Consider the following 23,418-nt stretch of genomic DNA (forward strand, 5'->3'; position numbering starts at 1 on the left):
CCCATTTCCCGCAGAAGGGAGACGGCCGGAACTTTGCCACGCGTTGTGGTGTGAAAGAGGTGCTGTGGAGCTTAAAGAGGCGGAATGATAACGGTCGCCGCCATGCAGCGCAAGCCACCGAGCCGCACATGCTAGCATCCCGCAATGCCTGCCGCCAGCCGTCCGCTTGCCTCCGACCCGCTGGTCGCACTGGCCGACCGGTGTGTCCAATGCGGCCTGTGTTTGCCGGTGTGTCCGACCTACGGCCGCGAGAGGATGGAAGCCGAGTCACCGCGCGGGCGTATTGCGCTGGCACGGGCGTGGGCACTGGATACGATCGAACCGGGGCCGCTCGGCGATGGCCATCTGGACCACTGTCTGGGGTGTGGCAACTGCGAATCGGCCTGCCCCGCCGGAGTGGAGTATGACGCGCTGCTGGTTTCCGCGCGCGGTCGTCAACGCGCGCGCCGCGGCGCCAGCTGCCTGCAAAAGGCCTTGGAAGCCCTGGTTGTCCGGCCCCGCCTGCTGCGCGTACTTGTGGGCCTCTACCGCCACACCCGCAGCCTGCTTCCGCACCGTTTGCAGCTGCTGCCGGCGCCGCCCTCTCCGGCGTCGGCCGGGTATCCCTCGGGACCCAGTGCGCCGCCTGTGCAATCGGCCGCCCTTTTCGTCGGTTGCATTGCGGGGCCCTACGAGGTCGGTGCCCGCAGCGCCCTGATCCGTCTTTGCGCGGCAGCGGGTATTGATGTGGTGGTTCCGCAGGGGCAGACCTGTTGCGGCGCCCTCCACGCCCACGCCGGCAATAGCGACGGCGCAGCGCACCTGGCTGCACAAAACCGCGAGGCGTTTGCCGGACACCCGCAGGTGCTCACCATCGCCAGCGGCTGCCACAAGGCGGTTGCGGGCGCTATCGACGGTGAAGCTCTGGACGCGCTGACGCTGCTGGACGCACACGGCGATCGCCTCGCCTTCCAGTCACGCCCGGAACGCATCGCGCTGCACCTGCCCTGTACCCAGCGCAATGCCAGCGGCAGCGTGCCGGCCCTTCGTCGCCTGCTGGCCCGGATCCCGGAGCTGACGGTGATCGAGATCGATGCCGGCTTCGGCTGCTGCGGCGCTGCGGGCAACCAGATGGTGACCGACCGGGCGCGCGCCAACGAGTACCGGCAGCCGCTGCTGGATCAATTGGCAGGCAGCGGCGCGACCCGCCTGCTCAGTGCCAACATCGGCTGTCGCCTGCACCTGGGCAACGGGACGGCGCTACCGGTGCAGCACCCGCTGGAGTTTCTCGCCGAGGCACTGGGGCCGACCGATACCCGCGACCACGCGCATGATGTCTCGGGGCCCCGCGGCGCGCGCTAAACTGGCGCCATGGAAACCACCCGCCGCCTCAGCCGGATCGACCGCGTCCTCGACGATGCCCAGCGTGCGCTGGAAACCGTCCTGGGTTCCCCTGCCGCCATGCGCCCCAACCCGGCCGCTGACCGACCGGACGTCGTGCTGGAGGAAAGCGAGCGGCGCCACGCCGCCGGCCTCATGCGCGTAAACCACGTCGGCGAGGTCTGCGCGCAGGCGCTGTATTGCGGTCAGGCGGCAGTCGCCCGCGATCCGTCCACCCGCGCCCATCTGCTGGAGGCGGCGCAGGAAGAGACCGACCACTTGGCCTGGTGCGCCGACCGCTTGCGGGAGCTGGACGACCGTCCCAGCCTGCTCAACCCGCTGTGGTATGGCAGCAGCTTTGCGATCGGGGTGCTGGCCGGGCTGCGCGGCGACGGCTGGAACCTGGGGTTCGTGGTGGAGACCGAACGCCAGGTCGAAGCCCACATCGACGAGAACCTGGCCTCGCTGCCGCCGGCCGATGCCCGCAGCCGGGCGATCCTGGAGGTGATGAAGGCCGACGAGGCGCGGCATGCGGACAATGCCGAGGCCGCCGGCGCGCGCATCCTGCCGCCGCCGGTACCTTCCATCATGTCGGCTGCCTCGCGGGTGATGAAGGCCATCGCCTACCGCGTCTGATCGGAAAAAAACGACTTCGCAAGACGCAGGAAGGCCGGCAATTGCCGGCCTTCTTGCGTTGTTGCCCATGTACGAGCCTGCCGATCAGTCGACTAGGTTGCGCCCGTGGTAGAGCTCTTCGATCTCGCGCTTGAGCCGCGCCTCGATCTTCATGCGCTCCTTGAACGACAGGTTGCGCGCCTTCTCCTCGAACAGGTACTGGTCCAGGTCGAAGTCCTTCAGGTGCATCTTGGTGTGGAAGATGTTTTCCTGATAGACGTTCACGTCGAGCATCTCGTAGCGCGACTTGATGTTCTTGGCCAGGTAATCCTGGATCGAGTTGATCCGGTGATCGATGTAGTGCTTCTTGCCCTTCACATCGCGGGTAAAGCCGCGCACGCGGTAATCCATCACCACGATGTCGGACTCCAGGGTCTCGATCAGGTAATTGAGGGCCTTCAGCGGCGAGATCACCCCGCAGGTCGCCACGTCGATGTCGGCGCGGAACGTCGCGATGCCGTTGTCGGGGTGGGTTTCCGGGTAGGTGTGGACGGTGATGTGCGACTTGTCCATGTGCGCGACCACCGCCTCGGAGATCACGCCCTTGGCATCGGACTTGTCGACCACCGGCTCCTCGGAGATCAGGATCGTCACCGATGCACCCTGCGGATCGTAGTCCTGCCGCGCGATGTTGAGGATATTGGCGCCGATGATGTCCGCCACATCCGTCAGGATCTGGGTCAGGCGATCGGCGTTGTACTCCTCGTCGATGTACTCGATGTAGCGCTGCCGCTCCTCCTCGGAGTAGGCAAAGCTGACATCGTAGATGTTGAACGAGAGCGCTTTGGTGAGGTTGTTGAAACCCTGCAACCTCAGGCGCGGCAACGGCTTGACCACTAGGCTTTATCCGGACGATGACAAGAGGCGGGATTATGCGGCAATTGGCCGCCGGTTGAAAACGCGGGTGCAGGGATCGTTCACCCGAAGTGCCGCGAATGGGCAAAGTTTGCCACTCAGCGCCCATTCACCCTAAGCTGGCTGAATCCGAATTTTCCGACATCACGCCATCCCGGTGGACCAATTGACTGCATTGCGCAAATTCAACAGCCCCCTTACGCCTGACGGCCCCACAATCGAACGCTTCCTGGCCCACTGCCACCGTCGTCGCTACCCGACGCGGACGGACGTGTTTCGCCCCGGGGATCCTGCCAGCACCTTGTATTACATCGTTTCCGGCTCGGTCAGCATCATCGCCGAGGAGGACGATGACCGCGAGTTGGTGCTGGGCTATTTCGGCCCGGGCGAATTCGTCGGCGAGCTTGGCCTGTTCGTGGAAAGCGACCAGCGCGAGGTCATCCTGCGCACCCGCACGCCGTGCGAGCTGGCCGAAATCGGCCACGAGCGCCTCTACGACCTGATGCTGACCCGGCTCGCCGATGACGCGCCCAAGCTGCTGTACTCGATTGCCTCGCAGATTTCCCAGCGCTTGCTCGATACCAGCCGCAAGGCCGGCCGGCTGGCGTTCCTTGACGTCACTGACCGCATCATCCGCGCGCTGCACGACCTGTCCCGCGAGCCGGAAGCAATGAGCCACCCGGACGGCACCCAGCTGCGGGTATCGCGTCAGGAGCTCTCGCGGCTGGTGGGCTGCTCGCGCGAGATGGCGGGGCGGGTCCTGAAGAAGCTCGAAGCCGACGGCAAACTGCACGCCCGCGGCAAGACCATCGTGCTCTACGGCACGCGCTGAGGCGCGTTACCGACGGTCCCGGGCACCGGTTCGCCGGCGCGCCCCGGGCAACCCCAGTTGAGGATCGGCGTTCCCGGCGGCAACACTTCGCGGAACATCCCAACATTGGCCTGCTTTGGATTGACCACGACCGGACGCTCCGCCGCCAGCAGCAATGGCAGGTCGGCGCTGCTGTCCGAGTAGGCCACCGCCACCGGCGCGGTGAAGCCGGCCTCGCGCAACATCGTCATCTTCATCCGGAAGTGGCAGTGACGTGCTGCACCCAGACCGCCCAGGCGCGGTCCGACCAGTGTTCCGACCACGGGCACGTCCGCGTGGGCGACGAATGCCAGGATCGCGCGCGCCAGTTCGGGTGGTGCTCCGGTGGCCACGACGACCTGATCGCCAGCGAGGCGGTGCTGCTGGAACACCTCCAGCGCGACCGGCAACAGGCGCGAGCGGATCTGCGGCTCATGCAGCTCGACGTAGCGGTCGATCAGCGAATCCAGTTCGCGCCGACCGTGCATACCCACGGTGCCGGCCCAGACGAACCCGGAGATGCCGACGCGACGGGTCGGCTGGAACGCGACCATCGGCCCGAAAAGCGGCGCCAAGAGCAGTGCCAGCGCCATCCGCCACCAGCGTCGCCGGATCATCCAGGCAAACAGGTGGCTGCCCGAGTCGCCGTCGTACAGGGTGTGGTCGAAGTCGAACACGACCAGTGGGGGCGTACCCCGCGCAGCCGGCGTGGCTGCGCTGCTCACGCCTGGAACATCCGGCGCAGCGCTGCACCGGGATCGGTCTCGCGCATGAAGCTCTCGCCAATCAGGAAGGTATCAATGCCGGCCCCGCGCATTTTGGCGACGTCGTCGCGGGTCGCGATGCCGCTTTCGGTGATCGTGATCCGGTCGTGCGGGACCGCGGCCTTGAGCTCGATGCTGGTCTCCAACGAGACCTCGAAGGTGCGCAGGTTGCGGTTGTTGATACCGATCAGTTCGCAGTCGGTCTGCAGTGCGCGCTCCAGCTCGTCGATGTCATGGACCTCCATCAGCACGTCCATGCCCAGCTCGTGAGCCAGGTTGGCCATCTCGATCATCGGACCGTCCTCCAGCGCCGCGACAATCAGCAGAATGCAGTCGGCGCCGATCATCCGCGCCTCGTAGACCTGGTACGGATCAACGATGAAATCCTTGCGCAGCGCCGGCAGCGAACAGGCCGAACGCGCCTCGCCCAGGTAGCGGTTGCTGCCCTGGAAGAAATCCACATCGGTCAGTACCGACAGGCAGGCCGCGCCGCCGGCCTCGTAGCTGCGCGCGATCGCCGCCGGATCAAAGTCCTTACGGATCAGACCCTTGGACGGACTGGCCTTCTTGATCTCGGCGATCACCGCCGCCTCGCCGGCCAGGTGCCGCTGCTTCAACGCATCCACGAAACCGCGCGTGGGCGGCTGTGAGTGGGCCCGCGCGCGGACGCTGTCCAAGGTGCGGATCTGGCTGCGCTGGGCGATCTCCTGGTGCTTGCGGGCGAGAATGGTGTCGAGGATGTCGCTCATGGCGTGCAGGTGGCTCCGGACTGAAACGAAACGCAAAAAGGGGAAAGGCGGGTGCGCGGCCGGTCAGGCCGGCTGCAGCTGGCGGGTGGCGGCCACGAACTCGTCGAGCTTGCGCCGGGCCGCGCCGGAGGCGAGCACTCCGCGCGCCAGTTGCACGCCAGCGGCGATGGTTTCAGCGACGCCTGCCACGTACAGCGCGGCGCCCGCGTTGAGGGCGACGATGTCCAGCGCCGGGCCGGGCCGGTTGTCGAGCACCTCGGTGAGCGTGGCGATCGACGCCTCTGGGCTGTCCACCCGCAAGTTCCGGCTGGCCGACATCGCGATGCCGAAATCTTCCGGATGCAGCTCGTACTCGCGCACCTTGCCATCGCGCAGCTCGCCGACCAGCGAGCCGGCGCCCAGCGAGAGCTCATCCATGCCGTCACGGCCCCAGACCACCAACGCCCGCTCGGCGCCCATCTTCTGCAGCACACGGATCTGGATGCCGACCAGATCCTCGTGGAAGACCCCCATCAGGATGTTCGGCGCACTGGCCGGGTTGGTCAGCGGGCCGAGGATGTTGAACAGGGTGCGCACACCCATCTCGCGGCGCACCGGCGCCACGACTTTCATCGCCGGGTGGTGCATCGGTGCATACATGAAGCCGATGCCGGTCCGGGCGATGCACTGCGCGACCTGCACGGGCGTCAGCTCGATTGCGGCGCCCAGCGCCTCCAGCGCGTCGGCGCTGCCCGACTTGGACGACACGCTGCGCCCGCCGTGCTTGGCGACCCGCCCGCCCGCCGCGGCGATGACGAAGATGCTTGCCGTGGAGATATTGAAGGTGTTGGCGCCGTCGCCACCGGTGCCGACGATATCGACCAGATGGGTGCGGTCGTCGACCTCGACGGGAACCGCGAACTCGCGCATCACCTGCGCCGCGCCCGCGATCTCGCCAACGGTTTCCTTCTTCACCCGCAGGCCGGTCATGATCGCCGCGGTCATCAGCGGGCTGACTTCACCGCGCATGATCATGCGCATCAGCTCGACCATCTCGTCGTGGAAGATCTCGCGGTGTTCGATCGTGCGCTGCAGGGCTTCTTGCGGGGTGATGGGCATTGCTGGCTCGTGTTGTTGAGGTGGACGCGGCCTCAGCCGTCGAGGAAATTCTTCAGCAGGGCATGGCCGTGCTCGGTCAGGATCGACTCGGGATGGAACTGCACGCCTTCCACTGGATGCACGCGGTGGCGCAGGCCCATGACTTCCTCGATCGAGCCGTCCTCATTCTCGGTCCATGCAGTGACTTCCAGACAGTCCGGAATCGAGGTCTTGTCGACCACCAGCGAGTGGTAGCGCGTGGCGGTGTAGCCGTCCGGCAGCCCGGCGAACACGCCGCTGCCGTGGTGGCGGATGGGCGAGGTCTTGCCGTGCATGATCCGGCCGGCGCGCACGACATGACCGCCGTAAACCTGGCCGATGCCCTGATGGCCCAGGCAGACGCCCAGCAGCGGCGTGCGCGGACCCAGCTGGCGGATGACATCCAGCGACACGCCGGCCTCGTCGGGGGTGCACGGACCGGGCGAGATCACGATCCGCTCCGGCGCCAGCGCCTCGATCTGGGCGACCGACAGCTCGTCGTTGCGGATCACCTTCACCTCCGCGCCCAACACCTGCAGGTACTGGACGAGGTTCCAGGTGAAGCTGTCGTAGTTGTCGATCATCAGCAGCACGTCACAGCCCCCTTGCCGCTTCGGCGACCGCGCGGAACAGCGCCCGACCCTTGCTCATGGTCTCTTCCCATTCCTTTTGCGGGTCCGAGTCGTGGACGATGCCGGCGCCGGCCTGCACGTGCAGGCGGCCGTCCTGGATCACCGCGGTGCGGATCGCGATGGCGGTGTCGGCATCGCCGTGCCAGCCCAGGTAACCGATCGAGCCGGCGTAGACGTTGCGCTTGACCGGCTCCAGCTCGCGGATCACTTCAAGCGCGCGGATCTTCGGCGCGCCGCTGACGGTACCGGCGGGGAACGTGGCGCGCAGCACATCGGCATAGGACAGGCCCGGCTTCAGCGTGCCCGTCACCTCGCTGACGATGTGCATCACGTGGCTGTAGCGCTCGATCACGAACTGCTCGCCCACTTCGACCGTGCCTGGCTGGCTGACCCGGCCGACATCGTTGCGGCCCAGGTCGATCAGCATCAGATGCTCGGCGCGCTCCTTGGGGTCGGCCAGCAGCTCGGCCTCCAACGCCTCGTCCTCGGCCTGGGTAGCGCCGCGCGGGCGGGTGCCGGCGATGGGACGTACCGTCACCATGCCCTGCCCGGCCTCGTCGAACTGCAGGCGGACCAGGATCTCCGGCGAAGAGCCGACCACCTGCATGTCGCCGACATCGAGGAAATACATGTACGGCGACGGGTTGAGCGCGCGCAAGGCGCGGTAGACATCCACAGGCCGGGCCTTGAATGGGATGCTCAGTCGCTGACTCAGCACGACCTGGAAGATGTCGCCGTCGCGGATGTACTGCTGGGACTGCTCGACGGCCTTCATGAAGCCCTCGCGGGTGAACCCGGAGATGAAATCGGCCTCATCCAGACCGTAGGAATCCAGTGTCTCCGGATACGCGGTACCGCTGTTGCGCAGGCGGTGGACCAGCTGGTCCAGGCGCCGGTTGGCGCGCGCCCACGCCTGCGGCTCGGTCGGGTCGGCATGCACGATCAGGTACAGGCGGCCCTTGAGGTTGTCGAACACGGCGACCTCTTCGCTCAGCATCAGCAGGATGTCCGGGGTGCCCAACTCATCGGACTTCAACTCGCCATCCGGCCCCGGACCCGCCAGGCGCGGCTCAATGTACTGGATGCACTCGAAACCGAACCAGCCAACCAGTCCGCCGGTGAATCCGGGCAGGCCGTCGATCCGCGGCACCGAGTGCTGCGAGCGCAGCCGCTCCACCTCGGCAAACGGGTCGGCGACCTCACGCGCCTCGACCAGCTCGCCGTGCTCGGTGACGTACAGGGTATGGCCGGCAAAGGCGTACACGCGCTGCGCAGGCAGGCCGATGATCGAGTAGCGCCCGAAACGCTCTCCGCCTTCGACGGACTCAAACAGATAGGTGTGCGGCCCGTCGGCGAGCTTCAGGTAGACCGAAAGCGGCGTGTCCAGGTCCGACAGGACCTCGCGCACCACCGGGATGCGGGTGTGGCCGTCAGCGACGTGCTGTTGGTACTGCTGGTACTGCGGACTGTCTGGCGTGGACATGCGGCATTTCCTGGAGATGCGACGGGGCGGGAGCGACGGCGACAAGCCACCATCGCCAACCGGTGTCGGCATTGCGGAAATGCAGGTTCGCCCTTGAAGTCATCCCCATACTGTAGCGGTTTGGCGCCGGCGGTGCGACGGGGCCGGGCACAGCGCCGTCAGTAGGTAACCGTCACGATCACTACGTCGTTGTAGGTGCCGGCGGGTGGCGTGGTTTGCGGCGGCACGGTGCCGTACACGGTCAGGCTCTGGGTGTTTCCGTTGCCGGTGCCAGCCACAGTGTTGGTGCCGATGGTATTGCCCCAGACTTGGGTCCGTCCGGTATCCCGGTACAGCTGGTAGCCGACACTATTTCCGCCCCGCACCATCTTACGGGCGCCGATGTCACCGCCCCCATTCTGGCCAGCATCAAGACCGACGTTGTAGGGCGTGGTATTGGAGCATTGCACCGCGAGCGTGGTGCTGGCATTCACCGCAGTATTCAGCAAACCAGGGTTGGTGCCGAAGTCCAGTGGGCTTGCGCTAACCGTGCATTTCTTGACGACGTTGGCCGATACGGTAAAAGGGAAATATAAGCTCCCAGTGGGGTTAGTATTACATTCCCCGGGCGCTTGAGGGCTCAGTGGCGCATTTACGGTGGCGCGTGCGTTATTGTTACCAGGAAATGATTTTGAATAGCTGCCTGGGATCACTTCCGTCTGTCCGGAGAGGACACGCCCGTATAACGTCACCGGGAACGTCTGCGATTCGCGCGGTCCCAGATACACGTCAAATTCTACCGGCGGTGAATTCGCCACGTCAAACTGACTGCCCCAGATGATGGAGCGGGAAGGATCCTGAAAGAGCTGGAATTTGAGTGTGCTTGCGCCGCTGGTCATTTGACGTGGCTGCCCAATGCTCAAACAGATAGTCGCCGCTCTCGTTTGCAGAAGGAGGTCGTTTCGGCATGTGATGCTGAACGTTGCGGTGACGTCTTTTTGGGTCGACTGGGGATCTATCGTGTCGAATGAGAGTGCCGTCATCGTTGGGTTTGTACATTGCACTACCGCAGATACAGGCATGGTCCCGAACAAGCCAACTCCAAGCAGTAACAAGGCGAAAAGGCGCGAAATAGTGTGGTTCATGGCGAATTTTCTTGGCAGACAAGCGGGCCAATCAGGGGGACGGACTTCGCTTTTGGCTGATAATCCAATTGAGCGCGGCATAGGCCCTGCGCGGTTTTCACGTCCAGCACGTTATGCGCACCGAGCCCTTCCAGATAGACGATGCCGTCGTAACCGACCACCATCGGCGGTGCGCTGCTGCCTTGCAGGGTGACGCTGCTGCCGACCGGTATGGGGTCGCCGTCGGCGCCATGCAGGATCACCGTCGCGGCCTGTACCGGCTGGATGCCGAATCGCACCAGTGTGCCAGCGCGGTCGGATGGCACCACTTCGGCATTGACGCGCGTGATGTCCACGTCGGCGGGCAGACCCATGGGATCGATGGAGAGCTTGTTGCGCTGGTAGGCATTGAGTGACGTCACCAGCAGGCCACCGCGCTTGTTGGTGATGCCCATCGGGCGGTTTTCACGCATGACCGGCACATTGGCGACACCGTCGGTGGAAATCACCGCGAAGGCATCGTCGATCCGGCGTGCGAGGAAGAACTGCTTGTCCATCAACACCACCGCGCCGCTGAGATCCGCGTAGCCGTAGGTATTGGAGTCGAAGCTCTGCACGCCGGCACGAACGTCGGAATGTTGCCCGCGGTAGCCCACTTCGGCGAGGCCGCCGCTCTGGTTGTCACCATCCTGCGCGCGCAGGCGCCAGCCGAAGCCGCCGTCGGAGTTGATCGACTTGTTGACGTCGACCGCCGCGAGATTTCCATTGGGACTGTGTTGGGCCGACACGCTCCCCGAGACACGGTTGTCCAGGGACATGGAAAAGGAGAGATACACGCTGCGATCGTCGTGGTCTTCCAGGTTCTGGTTGACGCTGAGATTGAGCGACGTGCGGGGGCCAAGCCGTTTGGAATAGTAGGCGCTGCCATAGCGGGAGCGCGGTTCGCCAGGATATTCCAGGGCAACATAGTTGACACCGAGGCTGCCGGCCTCGCCCAGGCTCAGCCCGAGCAGCGCGCGATCGGAGCGGCTGGGCGGCGAGCGGCCGTAGCGCGTGGCGATGTCACGGTAGTCACCGGACGTGCGCAGGGTGTCGACCGAGAAATTGAAACGCTCGTTGCGCCAGTTGTAGCCCAGTCCGGTCTGATGGCCGCTGGTGCCGTGATCGCGACTGGCCGCGTACGAGGCGTTGATGACACCGGCTTGACCCACCGCCATCACCGCGCCGCCCCCCCCGGCGCTCAGACCTGACACCGTTTCTGCATGTCCAGCAAGGGTCAGCCGGTCGGTCACGCCGACACGATAGGTGGCGCTGACGGCGGGATCGCTGGCGTAGGAGAACGAGTCCACGCCGTAATCCTCACGTATAAACCCGGCTTCCACGGAATAGTCGCTCAAGCCCTTTCGGAGCAACTGGTTGGTCGTATAGAACGGAAAGGCGATGGTGCTCTGTCGTCCCAACCCATCGGTCACCACGACCTGGGCCTGACCGCTGCCGTTGACGATCGGCACGGTGTTCAACTCGAATGGCCCGGCCGGCACGTCGCTGCTGTATTGCTTCAACCCGTTGATGTAGAGGTCAACGGTGGAGGGCAGGTTGGCCTGACCGTAGAAGGCCGGCACCGGAAAGGTGATGAGTTCGGGTTGCAAGGCGAAGTTGCGTCGCAACTGGATTCCGCCCAAACGCGTCGGGCGCGTCCAGTCCAGGCCACCGCTGATGAGATCGCCGAGGCCCAGTGTCACGGCTTGATTCACGAACGAGCGACTGAAGGTGGTATCCAGGCGGACGGTATCGCTGGATGTGCCGGGCGCGCTCGAATCGTTCCAGCGCGACAGGGCGGTGTTCGACAGCACACCCCAAGAGCTGAACGCGCGCAGCTCGGTGTAGGCCGACACACTGGTGCTGTTGCGGTTGTCGCGCGTGCCGTACAGGTCGTAATTCAACAGCAGGCCCGGCGAGGCCGTGGGTTGCGGGATGGTGCTGGTGCGCGCGTTGAGCACGGTGGCGGTCTGATCAATCAGGTCCGCCGTTGCGGTGATATCCAGACGCTGGGCCGCGGCGTTGTAATCGACCTGCACGCCGGGAAGGCCGGTCAGATCGACCAGCCCCTGCGTCTCCGCCGACATGCGAAAGCCGAGCTGGCGCAGGGTTTCGGCGCTGGCGTGAAAGCGTGCACCGTCGCGGACGAAGTGCCCGATCTTTCCCGTTGGATTGCCATTGAGCACAACCTCCAGATAGAGGTCTTCGCCCGCGGCTGTTCCCAGAAAGCCTGAGCCCGAGTCCGCAATCACCGACAGGCCCGAACTGCGCGCCAGCGCTTTGGGCGATGTTGTTGCGGCGATCCCCAGCAGCAACGCGCTAGTGAGGCAGGTCGCCGACAGGGAACGTCTGGTCGAGCGGCTTGCCATTGATCCTCGCCTTCAGTTGCGTGCCAGTGCCGATTCGTGCCGCAGGTACGTTCAGTGCCCAGCGCATGGTCATGCCTGGCAGAACGTAGCCGAGGAGGCCTGGAGATACTTCCACCGGCTGGTTGCCCGACTGCAGGAGGGTCGCAGCACTTACCTGAGCGTGCGTGGAACCCGAATTGTGTGCTTGCAGCGACACACCATTGCCATCTCGGACCAGTGACCACTGCAACGCCGCAGCAACTGTGGCGGCATCGGGCGCGTCTACCGACTGCCCGACAAACACCGGCACGGAATGGCGCATCACGTAGCGAATTCCGGTTTGTTCGGCCTGCTCCGCTGGGGGCAGCTCGTCGATCAGAACGCGGTAGGCATCCTCGCTAACGCCGGAGGCTGAGGCATCGGTGCGGATCACCCGCACGAGTTGCCGCGCGCCAGGCGCAAGGCTGAGCGCTGGGGGGCTGGCTAGGAGCGCTTGGGTTGGCGTCAATTCGTCTTTGCCGCTGTCCTGCGTCCAGTGGAAAACGCGAACCTGTGCGTTCAGTACCTCGCTACCAGTGTTGGTCAGCCACAAGCCTTGAGCGGGGCTGGCAGGCGTGAACGTCAGCCTGATCGGCGAGACCTGCAAGCCGGAAGCACCGGCTGCGGTGACTACTGCCAAGAGCCCCGCAGCCAAGAAGCTGCGGGACAATAGTCGGCTAAAAGTCATTCGATTTAGTAGATGACAGAGACGAGCACGGTGTCGGTATATACGCCTTCCGGCGGTGTAGTCTGCGCCGGAACTTCGCCGTAGACGGTGTACGGCTGAGTAGCACCAGTGCCTGTGCCGGCTAACAACGCGCCTTCTGCGCCATCGCCCCACACGGTTGTGTGACCAGCCTCTTGGTAAAGCTGATATTGCACTTCTTCCGTGCCGTTGCGCATGACGCGGGCGTTGATATCAGTGCTGATGCCGCCACCAAGCGCGATATCGTATGAAGCTCCGGTAGTACAGGTCACTTCGAAGTCCGATGTGGCGTCTTGGGCTGTGGACAAGACGCTGTGCGTCCCGAAATTCATCAAGGTCGGCGTCACGTTAATTTCGCAGCCCTCCACGATTTCGATCTGCACACCCATGTTGGCGGTAACGGGCGAAGGTACGGACTGCGCGTAAGCGGTGGAAACGGTCAGGCCAGCCGCAACCATGGCGGCAGTCAGGAGAAGTGGTTTCAGATTCATAGTCATTTTCGGACTCTCATATAACGCGGGGAAGGTGATTCGGCTCTGCGCTGAAGGCCTAACGCCGGACCCCAGAAGCTCAGCGGGCACAGGGTCATACAGGGTCAACTCACACAATCTTACGGTTTCGACACCCCACATGCAGTGAAGAGACGTCCGTCACCTTAGTCCACATTCAGATTAGAGACTCTGGCGAGTGAGCTGGCGCTCCGACCGCAATTCAGCGCCAAGGCTGAGATTGACGCGTGATCTTCGCCACCCGTCCGTTTGATCCCGATCAAGGCGTTATCGACTTGCGCTGGATAGCCTGACCGACATGTCCAGTCCCCTCCTCTTCGACGCGTCGCTGCTGCAGCGATACGACCGGCCCGGTCCGCGGTACACCTCGTACCCGACCGCGCCGCAATTCTCCGCTGACTTCGGCGAGGAGGCGCTGCGCGACGCGATCCTGGCGAGCAATGGCGATCCGATCCCGCGGCGGCTGTCGTTGTACGTGCATGTGCCGTTCTGCATGAGTCCGTGCTTCTACTGCGGTTGCAACCGGATCATCACCCGCGACCTGGCGCGCGGGGAGACCTACCTGGTCCGCCTGTACCGCGAAATCGCGATGACCTCGGCGATGTTCGACCGCGACCGCGAGGTGATCCAGCTGCACTTCGGCGGCGGTACGCCCAACTTCCTCTCCCCGGCGCAACTGGGCGAGGTCGTGGACTCGCTGCGCAGCCATTTCCACTTTTCCGAATCGCCCAAGCGCGACCTGTCAATCGAGCTGGACCCACGCTTCGTCAAGCCGGCCGACATCGCCGAGCTCGCCGCGATCGGGTTCAACCGCGCCAGCCTGGGTGTGCAGGACTTCGATCCGGCCGTGCAGCAGGCCGTCAACCGCATCCAGTCGGTCGAGGAGACCGTCGCCATCATCGACGCCTGCCGCGAAAGTGGCATGCGCTCGGTCAACGTCGACCTGATCTATGGCCTGCCCAAGCAGACGCTGGATGGCTTCTCCAAAACCCTGGATACCGTCATCAAGGTGCGCCCGGACCGGCTGGCGGTGTACAGCTACGCCCACCTGCCCGACCTGTTCAAGGCCCAAGGCCAGATCAACGCCGAGGACCTGCCCTCGCCGGAGGTCAAGCTGGGGCTGTTGCAGCTGGCCATCGAGAAGCTCACCGACGCCGGCTATTCCTATGTCGGCATGGACCATTTCGCCCTGCCAGAGGACGACCTGGCGACGGCGCAGGACCGCGGGGGGCTGCACCGCAACTTCATGGGTTACACCACCCACTCCGACACCGACCTGATCGGCCTTGGCGTCAGCGCCATCAGCCACATCGGCGACAGTTTCAGCCAGAACCCGCGTGACCTGCCAAGCTGGCAGATCGCGCTGGACGAAGGCCGCCTGCCGGTATTCCGCGGCATGCGCCTGAGCGAGGACGACCAGCTGCGCGCCGATGTCATCCAGCGCCTGATGTGCCAGGGCGAGATTCCGATCGATGCTCTGGAACGGCGTTACCTGATCGACTTCCACGCCTACTTCGCCGACGCCATCGCCCAGCTCGAGCCCCTGGTGGCCGACGGACTGGTGAAGGTCGAGCCTTCACGGATCATCGCAACATCGCGCGGACGTCTGTTGCTGCGTAACATAGCGATGTGCTTCGACCATTATCTGACCAAACCAACCGCCTCGCCCCGCTTCTCCCGCGCCATCTAGGCGCGGCTTGGAGGCGCGCGTGAGCCCGACCGCGTTCCCGCGGCATGACGCAACCACGATGGCGGACGACGGCGATGAGCTGACGTTCTGCTCGACGTGCGCGTTCTCCCAGGCCTGCCTGGCCGAAGGGATGGACAAGCGTTCTTTGATGGACCTTCACGTGCTGGTGGAGCACGTCGGTCCGTTCCACGCCGGCGAGCACATCTTCCGCGAAGGCGACCCCTTCGAGGCGATCGCCGCGGTCCGCGCAGGCACAGTGAAGACCTACATGATCGATCGCGACGGCCGCGAGCACGTGCTCGGCTTCCACCTGCCCGGCGAGGTCATCGGGCTGGACGCGATCGACGGCGAGACCTACCCCTGCAATGCGGTCGCGCTGGATACGGCGATGTTGTGCCGCTTCTCGTTCCCCAAGATCGCGGTGCTGGCGAGCAAGTTGCCGGGACTGCAACGGCATCTGTTCCGCCTGCTCAGCCGTGACATCGGTCGGGCCGCACTGCTGGCCGGGGACTGGTCGGCCGACCAGCGCATGGCGGCGTTCCTGATGGGCCTGTCGCGGCGACTGGCGGCTCGCGGGTTCTCGGCCAACCGCTTCCAGTTGACGATGGCACGCACCGACATCGCCAACTACCTGCGCCTCGCGCCTGAGACGGTCAGCCGCGTGCTGCGCCGCTTCCAGAAAGACGACCTGCTGCTGGTCGATCGTCGCGAGGTGGAGTTGCTCGACCGCGACCAGCTGGCCGCACTGGCCGACCCGATCCTGCACCGCTGAGGCGGCGCTCCCCGTGCGAATGACGCACGCCGGTCGCACTATGCGCCCGGCGGGGTTGCGCATGCGCGGACCTCACGTCACCGTCGGCGACGGGAGGAAGGGTGTCGCCATGCCCTTGCGCCTGGTCCAAGTGCGCGATTTATCCCGGCTCTACAGTCTGCTTGCAGCGGCTGACAGAGCCCTGATGGGGAGCGTCCATGGTCCAGCGGGTCGGGTGCTTGATCCAGGTCAACGAGACCTGAACCCCGACTGGCCAATATGGCCGCCATTATCCGGGAGAAGCATCGATGGAACCAAAAAGTGTGCAAATAACGAGGCGACTATGGCTGGGGCTGGGGGCCCTGCTCATCGTCAGTTTCGGGATCATGTTGTGGATCGGCAAGGACCTGTACCAGACAGCGCCACCGATGCCCGAACAGGTGGTCACCGAAAGTGGCGAGGTGCTCTACACCAAGGATGACATCCTGGCCGGACGACGGATCTGGCAGGAGATGGGCGGGCAGCAGAGCGGCTCGATCTGGGGCCACGGTGCACTGGTCGCGCCCGACTGGTCGGCCGAATGGCTGCACAAGGAAGTCGTGGCGATGCTGGACATCCGTTCGCGGATCGAGTTCGGCATGCCCTACGAGCAGCTCAGCGAAAGCGAGCAGGCCAAGCTGCACGCGGAGATCAAGCCCGAGATCCGGGCCAACACCTACGACCCCCAGACCGGCTCCATCGTGGTCAGCGACGAACGGGCGCAGGCGATCTCGCAGGTGGCGGCTCATTACATGAGCGTGTTCTCCAACGATCCGGCAACGCACGATCTGCGCGAGGCCTACGCGATCCGCGAGAACCCGGTTCCGGATGAGAACAACCGTCGACTGATGACCGGGTTCTTCTTCTGGGCCTCCTGGGCGACCGTCACCAACCGTCCCGACGACGTCAAGTCCTACACCAACAACTTTCCGCACGAACCGCTGGTAGGCAACGTCCCGACCGCCAGCAGCTTCATGTGGTCCATGTTCTCGATCCTTTTCATGATCGCGGGCATCGGCTTGCTGTCGTGGCATTACGCCGCGTATCACGGCAAGGAAAAACCGCTCGCCCCGCCGGCGCAGGATCCCGCACGGGCAATCGTGGTGACCCCCTCGATGCGCGCCACCGCCAAGTACTTCTGGCTGGTGATGGCACTCTTCCTCGTCCAGATCCTGATGGGCGCGACCACCGCGCACTACCAGGTCGAAGGCCAGGAGGCCTACGGTTTCGCACTGTCGGAGTGGCTGCCGTATGCGGTCACCCGCAGTTGGCACACACAGCTGGCGATCCTGTGGATTGCGACCGCGTGGCTGGCCACCGGCCTGTACCTGGGGCCGGCGATTTCCGGGCATGAGCCCAAGTACCAGAAGCTGGGAGTCAACTTCCTCTTCATCAGCCTGATCGTCATCGTCGTCGGCGCGTTCGCCGGCCAGTGGATGGCGGTGATGGGCAAGCTGGGCAAGATGCCGAACTTCTGGTTTGGCCATCAGGGCTGGGAATACGTCGATATCGGCCGCTTCTGGCAGATCTACCTGTTCATCGGCCTGATGCTGTGGCTGACCCTCGTCGGTCGCGCCCTGTGGCCGGCGATGCGGGCCAAGAACCAGACGTCCTCGATCGCCGGGCTGCTGTTCCTGTCCACCGTGGCCATTGGCATCCTGTACGCCGCCGGCCTGATGTGGAAGGAAGACACCCATATCTCGATCGTTACCTACTGGAAGTTCTGGATCGTCCACCTGTGGGTGGAGGGCTTCTTCGAGGTCTTCGCGGTGGCGGTGATCAGCTTCATCTTCGTCAAGCTCGGTCTGGTGCGCGGCCGCTCGGCGACGATCAACGTGCTGTTCGCGACCATCGTGTTCATGGCCGGCGGCGTGCTGGGCATGTTCCACCACCTGTACTTCGCCGGCGTCACCACCGGGGTGATCGCGCTGGGTGCGAGCATCTCGGCGCTGGAAGTGGTGCCACTGGCATTGATCGGCCTGGAGGCACACGAGACCTGGAAGAGCAGCCGCGCCACGCCGTGGATGGAGCAGTACAAGTGGCCGATCATGTTCTTCCTGGCGGTCAGCTTCTGGAACCTGATCGGTGCCGGCCTGCTGGGCTTCCTGATCAACACCCCGCTGGCGCTGTTCTACATGCAGGGCACCAACCTGACCGCCGCGCACGGCCATACCGCGCTGTTCGGCGTGTACGGCATGCTCGGCATCGGTCTGATGCTGTACTGCCTGCGTGGCCTCAAGCCCGACCTGGTCTGGCGTGAGGGGCTGCTGCGCAGCGGCTTCTGGGCACTCAACATCGGCCTGATGCTGATGATGACCCTGACCCTGCTGCCGATGGGTGTGCTGCAGCTGGAGGCCAACCTGGAGAACGGGTACTGGTACGCGCGCTCGGCGGAGTTCATGACCCGTCCGATCATCGACGTGCTGGTGTGGCTGCGGGTACCGGGCGATACGATCTTCGCTGCGGGTGCCTTCATGATCGCGCTGTTCGTGCTCTCGCTGTGGCTGGGGCCACGCGTGGCGCGGAAGCCGGCGACCGCTCGTATGGAGGCCGAGTCGAGCCTCTGACGGGCAACGACTGCTGAAAATGGAAGGGGCGGCGCAAGCCGCCCCTTTTTCATGCGCATGTTTTCATGCGCGTGTTTCCGGCAGGTGTTCCAGGCAGGTGTTTTCATGCGCGCGTTCCGGGTGACCCAAGTCAATAACGCCCGCGCCCATCGAAGGCACACTGACGTCCATGGAAAATCACGCCAACACCAAATCCGCCGCGCTGTCGCCGGGCCGGCTTGCCACCGCGCCGCACCGCTTGATGTTCTTCATCGGCTCGATGAACCTGCTGATCGCCATGGCATGGTGGGCGGCGTGGCTGGTTGGTGCCCGCTGGCCGGGACTGGCAATACCGCAGGCACAGCTTCACACCGGCTGGGTGCATGCCTTCGTGATGCAGTACCAGGTACTGCCGAGCTTCTTCTTTGGATTCCTGCTGACCACCTTTCCCAAATGGTTGGGGCTGCCGGACATCGACCGCTGGCGCTACGTTCCGGTCGGACTGGGCATCTTCGGCGGCCAGATCGCCACCCTTCTGGGAGCGCTGGGCTGGGAAGCGGGCATTGTTGTTGGCGTCCTGATGACCGGTGCGGGTTGGCTGGCCGGCCTGACGGTGATGGCACCGCTGCTGTGGCGCGAGAGCGGCACGACCTGGCATGCGCGCTCGTGCTTTGCCGCGCTGTGCCTGGGTTTCCTCGGCGTGCTGGCATGGGGTGCCTATGTGCTGGGTGCCTCGCCGGTCTGGGTCTTCGCCAGCATCAAGATCGGCAGCTTCGGCCTGTTGCTGCCGGTGTACTTCACCGTCGCCCACCGGATGTTCCCGTTCTTCGCCAGCCGGGTCGTGCCCGGGTACCAGCCGTGGCGGCCGATGTGGCTGCTGGCCGCGGCGTGGCCACTGTTTATCGGCCATCTGCTGATGGAGCTGTTCCACCTCTACGGCTGGTTGTGGCTGGTCGACCTGCCACTGCTCGCCCTGACCGCCACGATGGTGTGGCGATGGTGGCCACGCGGCAGGAATCCGGGCCTGCTGTCGGTATTGTTCGTCGGCCTGGCGTGGCTGCCGCTGGCGTTCGCGCTGTACTCGGCGCAGAGCATCAGCTACGCCATGACCGGCGTGTACTGGCTCGGTCGCGGCCCGGCCCATGCGCTTTTCATCGGTTTCTTCGGCAGCATCCTCATCGCGATGGTGACCCGGGTGACCGAGGGCCACGCCGGTCGGCCGCTGACCATGTACCCGGTGGCTTGGTTCGCGTTCGTCGCGATCCAGGTGGTGGCGGTGATCCGGGTGGCGGCGGAAGTGTTTCCCGACAGCACGGCGTGGCAGGCGATCGCAGCGGTGGGCTGGCTGGTCGCCTTCCTGCCCTGGGTGGCCCATGTGGGACGGATCTATCTGGCGCCGCGCTCCGACGGCCGGCCCGGCTGAGTCACCGGACTCGCACAGACTCTTCCGGCCGGCCGCCACTGCCGGCATCACCCGCGCACGCCTGAACGACCGCTCGCGCCCCAAGCCGCGCGTCGGCCGACGTGGCCACGCATTTCAAAGGACACCCCATGATCGAGTTCTACCCGCAGATCAAAAGCATCCACATCGCGATGGCCATCACCAGCGGGCTGATCTTTGCCCTGCGCGGTGCCGGCGTACTGGCCGGCATGCGCTGGCCGCACTGGCTGCCGGTGCGCTGGACCAGCTACACCGTGGATACCGCGCTGCTGACCGCGGCGCTGATGCTGCTCACCATGCTGCCGGGCGCGATGTTCGCCAATGGCTGGTTGACGGTGAAGCTGCTGCTGCTCGTCGTCTACATCGTGCTGGGGGTTTTCGCGATCAAACGCGGTCGCACCCGCATGGCCAAGGCCGGCTTCTACGTCGCCGCCCTGCTCACCTTCGGGATGGTCTATTCGATTGCCCGCGCACACAGCCCGTGGGGGTTCCTCAATGCCTTCCTCGGCTGAGCGCTCCGCAGCGGCCAAATCGGGCGGTGCACTGGCCATGGCCGCCGGCACACCCGGCGTCGCCGATCCGGACCGGCCGATGCTCGATGCGCTGTTTCTGGGCCCCTACGGTGAAAACGACACCCTGCTGGAAAAGCTCGTCGTCGAGTTCCTGCGCGACCATGTCTATTGGCGGCGCAACTTCCATCCCGAGGATCCGCCGGCGATTCCGACCCACGCCGCCCAGCACCCCGACTACAAGGCGTTCGAGTCGCGTCTGCGCCGCGAACTGCACCAGTTGTCGGCATCGCTGAAGCGCTCGGTCCCCTTCCACAGCCCGCGCTACATCGGCCACATGGCCTCCGACCTGCTGCTGCCGGGACTGGTCGCGCAGATCCTCACCCTGCCCTACAACCCCAACAACGTCAGCGAAGATGCGGCGCCGGTCACCATCGACCTGGAAGTCCAGGTCGGGCTGCAGCTGGCGCGGATGCTCGGCTATCCCGATGACACCGACCGCCCCGACTGCGCGTTTGGTCACCTGACTTCCGGGGGCACCGTCGCCAACTACCAAGCCCTGCGCCTGGCCCTGGCGCTGAAGGCGTTTCCGGTCGCACTGCGCGCTGCCCAGGTGCCCGGGTTGGCGCTGCCGGCCGATGACTGGGAAGCCTTCAATCTGGGTCCGGATGCCGGTATCCGATTGCTCGGCCGCTGGCAGGTCTGGCTGGCCGGGCAGCCGGCGCGCGATCGCCGGCGCTGGCGCGATGCGGTGCAGAGCCAGCGGCTGGAGCATCTGGGGATGGTCGAATTCTTTGCCCGCCACCGCGAGCTGAAGGTGCCGGTGGTGCTGGCCCCGATCACCGCCCACTACTCCTGGAGCAAGGGCCTGAAGCTGCTCGGCCTGGGCCGGGAGCAACTGCGGCTGTTGCCGGAGAAAGGCATGCGGCTGGATGCACAGGCGCTGGAACAAACGCTGGCGCAGTGCCAGCGCGAGCGCCAGCCGGTGCTCATGACCGTGGCCGTGCTGGGCACGACCGAGTACGGCACCGTGGACCCGGTGGATGCCGTGGTCGACCTGCGCGATCGATTCCAGGGTGAGGAGCTCGGCTTCAGCGTGCACATCGACGCCGCCTGGGGTGGCTACCTGGCCACGCTGTTCCGCAATCCGGACGGCAGCCTGCGCGGCATCGACGACGTCCGAGCAGGCTTCGCCCATTTCCCCCAGCCCGAAGTGCACGCCGCGTTTGCCGCGCTGGGCCGCACCGACTCGGTCACCGTCGATCCGCACAAGCTCGGCTACCTGCCCTATGGGGCCGGCGCGTTCATCTGTCGCGACCATCGCGCCACCGCACTGCTGGCCGAGGCTGCCGACTACGTCTTCCACGACACCCGGGCGACCGACTATCTCAGCCGTTACCGCCGGCTCGGCCAGTTTGTTCCGGAAGGCTCCAAATCCGGTGCCGCAGCCGCCGCGGTGTACGTCACCCACAAGGTGCTGCCGCTGGACCACGCCAACTTCGGTCGCCTGCCGCGCCAGACGGTGCTCGCCGCCGAAGCTTTCCACGCCCGCGCCGAACGGCTCTCGATCGAGCTCGCCGGCATCGCCCACATCACCGTGCCCTTCGCGCCCGACAGCAACCTGGTCTGCGTGGCGATCAATCCGGCCGGCAACCCGGATCTTGCGCGGGCCAACGCGTTCGTCCGCAGCCTCCACGATGAATTGCGCGCCGACGCCAGCCAGCCGCTCCAGCTCAAGCAGTTCTTCGGTTCGATGACCACCCTGCGCCCGGAAGCCCTGGGCGAGCTGGAGATGAACCGGATCCTGACCCAGTTGCAGCTGGACCCTGCGACACTGGTCGATGACGACGAGGACACCGATGCCGATCGACTGGTGATCCTGCGTCACACCCTGATGAATCCGTATCTGATCGACCACGAGAACGGCATCAGCTACATCGACCTATATCTGGCACACCTGGGCCGAAGGATCTGGGCGCTGCTGGGGAGCCCGAGTCCATGAGTACCGACGCATTCCATCCAAGCAACGACTTCCGCCCTGCCAGCGCCGCGACGCCACCGGCAACGGTCTGCGACAGCGCGACGATGCGCAGCTGGACCGCGAGAGCCCTGTTGTGCCTGCGCCAGGAAGCCGCGCGCTCGGCCGATACGCATCTGCTGCGGCTGGAGTTCCCGGGCTTCCCGGGCATCGAGTTCTACTTCAAGGACGAGGCGGCGCATCCCACCGGCAGCCTGAAGCACCGGCTCGCCCGCTCGCTGTACCTGTACGCGCTGTGCAACGGCCGGCTCAGCCCCGGCCAGCCGGTGGTGGATGCGTCCTCGGGCAGCACCGCGATCTCGGAGGCGTGGTTCGCGCGCATGCTCGGCCTGCCGTTCACCGCCGTGATGCCGACCGCGACCGCCCCGCGCAAGATCGCCGACGTGCACGCGCTGGGCGGCCACTGCGATCTGGTTGATGACCCCGCCCAGGTGCACGAACGCGCCGCCTGGCATGCCGCCAACGGCGCCTGCCACCTGGACCAGTTCGGCCTGGCCGAGCGCGCGACCGACTGGCGCGGCAATAACAACATCGCCGAGTCGATCATCGGCCAGCTGGCCTGCGAACCGCATCCGCACCCGGCGTGGATCGTCTGCGGCGCCGGCACCGGCGGCACCTCGGCCACCATCGGGCGCTACATCCGCTACCGCGCGCTGGAAACCGGCCTCTGCGTGGCGGAACCGGCCGGCAGCGGCTTCGTGCACGGCTGGCGCACACGCGACCGCAATGCGATTGCCAGCCAGCCCACCGTCATTGAAGGCATCGGCCGGCCGAAGGTGGAGCCCGGATTCCTGTTCGAGGTGGTGGATGAGGTGATCGAAGTCGCCGACGCCGCCTCGGTGGCAGCGATGCACCTGCTGGAAGAGCAGCTGGGCCGCCGCTACGGCGGCTCTTCAGGGACCAACCTGGTCGCCTGTCTGGAACTGGCCGCGCGGATGCGTGCCGCGGGCGAGTGCGGCAGCATCGTCAGCCTGTTGTGCGATCCCGGCGAGCGCTACGACCAGACCCTGTACGACCCGGCCTGGCTGGCCGACAACGGGATCGACCCGGCGCCCGCACAAGCCGCGCTGCGGGCCACGCTCGCCACCGGTGACTGGCACCCGCCGGCCTGATTACGCCCAATCGGGAGCAGCGTTCACCGCCATGACCCGGGCCGACGCGCCCGGGTCGGAACACC

20 protein-coding genes are annotated in these 23,418 nt (G+C 65.4%); 10 read left to right on the plus strand and 10 right to left on the minus strand.

Annotated features, from left to right (window positions below; genetic code table 11):
* Positions 1-144: 144 nt before the first annotated feature.
* Entirely contained in the window at positions 145-1,341 is a 1,197-nt protein-coding gene (locus tag KZ491_RS07710) for a (Fe-S)-binding protein (RefSeq protein ID WP_222565233.1), read from the plus strand.
* A 9-nt stretch (positions 1,342-1,350) separates the two neighbouring features.
* Positions 1,351-1,995 (plus strand): 2-polyprenyl-3-methyl-6-methoxy-1,4-benzoquinone monooxygenase, encoded by a 645-nt coding sequence (coq7, locus tag KZ491_RS07715; RefSeq protein ID WP_222565234.1) that lies wholly within the window; start codon positions 1,351-1,353, stop codon positions 1,993-1,995.
* An 84-nt stretch (positions 1,996-2,079) separates the two neighbouring features.
* On the opposite strand, the gene speD is transcribed toward coq7, so the two are convergent.
* Positions 2,080-2,871, minus strand: coding sequence for an adenosylmethionine decarboxylase (speD, locus tag KZ491_RS07720; RefSeq protein WP_193984512.1), 792 nt, complete (start codon positions 2,869-2,871; stop codon positions 2,080-2,082).
* Between the two features lie 184 nt (positions 2,872-3,055).
* Here speD and crp point away from each other — a divergent pair, with 184 nt between their 5' ends.
* The gene (crp, locus tag KZ491_RS07725; RefSeq protein ID WP_222565235.1) at positions 3,056-3,721 is read left to right on the plus strand and encodes a cAMP-activated global transcriptional regulator CRP; all 666 of its coding nucleotides are present in this window, start codon (positions 3,056-3,058) and stop codon (positions 3,719-3,721) included.
* Here the strand turns inward: crp and KZ491_RS07730 are convergent.
* From KZ491_RS07730 to KZ491_RS07770, 9 genes are all read right to left on the minus strand, one after another.
* Positions 3,706-4,464: a haloacid dehalogenase-like hydrolase gene (locus KZ491_RS07730; RefSeq protein ID WP_222565236.1), complete on the minus strand. Its 759-nt coding sequence runs from the start codon at positions 4,462-4,464 to the stop codon at positions 3,706-3,708. The two genes, crp and KZ491_RS07730, sit on opposite strands and share 16 nt — an antisense overlap.
* A complete protein-coding gene (trpC, locus tag KZ491_RS07735) occupies positions 4,461-5,252 on the minus strand; it encodes an indole-3-glycerol phosphate synthase TrpC (protein WP_222565237.1) in 792 nt (263 codons plus the stop codon). Before trpC ends, KZ491_RS07730 begins: the two co-directional genes overlap by 4 nt.
* Positions 5,253-5,315: 63 nt before the next feature.
* A complete protein-coding gene (gene trpD / locus KZ491_RS07740) occupies positions 5,316-6,350 on the minus strand; it encodes an anthranilate phosphoribosyltransferase (RefSeq protein ID WP_222565238.1) in 1,035 nt (344 codons plus the stop codon).
* 32 nt (positions 6,351-6,382) lie between these two features.
* Positions 6,383-6,961, minus strand: a complete 579-nt coding sequence (locus KZ491_RS07745; RefSeq protein ID WP_043958000.1) for an anthranilate synthase component II — start codon at positions 6,959-6,961, stop codon at positions 6,383-6,385.
* A gap of 1 nt (position 6,962) precedes the next feature.
* Positions 6,963-8,483: an anthranilate synthase component I gene (gene trpE / locus KZ491_RS07750; RefSeq protein ID WP_222565239.1), complete on the minus strand. Its 1,521-nt coding sequence runs from the start codon at positions 8,481-8,483 to the stop codon at positions 6,963-6,965.
* Positions 8,484-8,641: 158 nt separating this feature from the next.
* Positions 8,642-9,607 (minus strand): Csu type fimbrial protein, encoded by a 966-nt coding sequence (locus KZ491_RS07755; protein WP_222565240.1) that lies wholly within the window; start codon positions 9,605-9,607, stop codon positions 8,642-8,644.
* Positions 9,604-11,994, minus strand: a complete 2,391-nt coding sequence (locus tag KZ491_RS07760; protein WP_222565241.1) for a fimbria/pilus outer membrane usher protein — start codon at positions 11,992-11,994, stop codon at positions 9,604-9,606. The genes KZ491_RS07755 and KZ491_RS07760 overlap by 4 nt, the downstream gene beginning before the upstream one ends.
* On the minus strand, positions 11,945-12,700 hold the full coding sequence (locus KZ491_RS07765; protein ID WP_222565242.1) for a fimbrial biogenesis chaperone: 756 nt from the start codon (positions 12,698-12,700) through the stop codon (positions 11,945-11,947). Before KZ491_RS07765 ends, KZ491_RS07760 begins: the two co-directional genes overlap by 50 nt.
* A 5-nt stretch (positions 12,701-12,705) precedes the next feature.
* Entirely contained in the window at positions 12,706-13,209 is a 504-nt protein-coding gene (locus KZ491_RS07770; RefSeq protein WP_222565243.1) for a Csu type fimbrial protein, read from the minus strand.
* Between the two features lie 316 nt (positions 13,210-13,525).
* Between KZ491_RS07770 and hemN the strand changes: the two genes are divergently transcribed.
* The 7 genes from hemN (at position 13,526) to KZ491_RS07805 (ending at position 23,353) form a co-directional block, all read left to right on the plus strand.
* A complete protein-coding gene (hemN, locus tag KZ491_RS07775; protein WP_222565244.1) occupies positions 13,526-14,917 on the plus strand; it encodes an oxygen-independent coproporphyrinogen III oxidase in 1,392 nt (463 codons plus the stop codon).
* 58 nt (positions 14,918-14,975) lie between these two features.
* Entirely contained in the window at positions 14,976-15,689 is a 714-nt protein-coding gene (locus KZ491_RS07780) for a cyclic nucleotide-binding domain-containing protein (protein ID WP_222565539.1), read from the plus strand.
* A gap of 302 nt (positions 15,690-15,991) precedes the next feature.
* Positions 15,992-18,274, plus strand: coding sequence for a nitric-oxide reductase large subunit (locus KZ491_RS07785; protein WP_222565540.1), 2,283 nt, complete (start codon positions 15,992-15,994; stop codon positions 18,272-18,274).
* Positions 18,275-18,443: 169 nt separating this feature from the next.
* Entirely contained in the window at positions 18,444-19,676 is a 1,233-nt protein-coding gene (locus KZ491_RS07790; RefSeq protein ID WP_222565245.1) for an NnrS family protein, read from the plus strand.
* Between the two features lie 128 nt (positions 19,677-19,804).
* A complete protein-coding gene (locus tag KZ491_RS07795) occupies positions 19,805-20,206 on the plus strand; it encodes a SirB2 family protein (RefSeq protein WP_222565246.1) in 402 nt (133 codons plus the stop codon).
* A complete protein-coding gene (locus tag KZ491_RS07800) occupies positions 20,190-22,205 on the plus strand; it encodes a pyridoxal phosphate-dependent decarboxylase family protein (RefSeq protein WP_246606624.1) in 2,016 nt (671 codons plus the stop codon). The genes KZ491_RS07795 and KZ491_RS07800 overlap by 17 nt, the downstream gene beginning before the upstream one ends.
* 83 nt (positions 22,206-22,288) lie before the next feature.
* Positions 22,289-23,353, plus strand: a complete 1,065-nt coding sequence (locus KZ491_RS07805) for a PLP-dependent cysteine synthase family protein (RefSeq protein WP_222565542.1) — start codon at positions 22,289-22,291, stop codon at positions 23,351-23,353.
* Positions 23,354-23,418: the final 65 nt, after the last annotated feature.

Origin of the sequence: Novilysobacter antarcticus (genome assembly GCF_019802285.1) — a bacterium.
Lineage (GTDB): Bacteria > Pseudomonadota > Gammaproteobacteria > Xanthomonadales > Xanthomonadaceae > Novilysobacter > Novilysobacter antarcticus.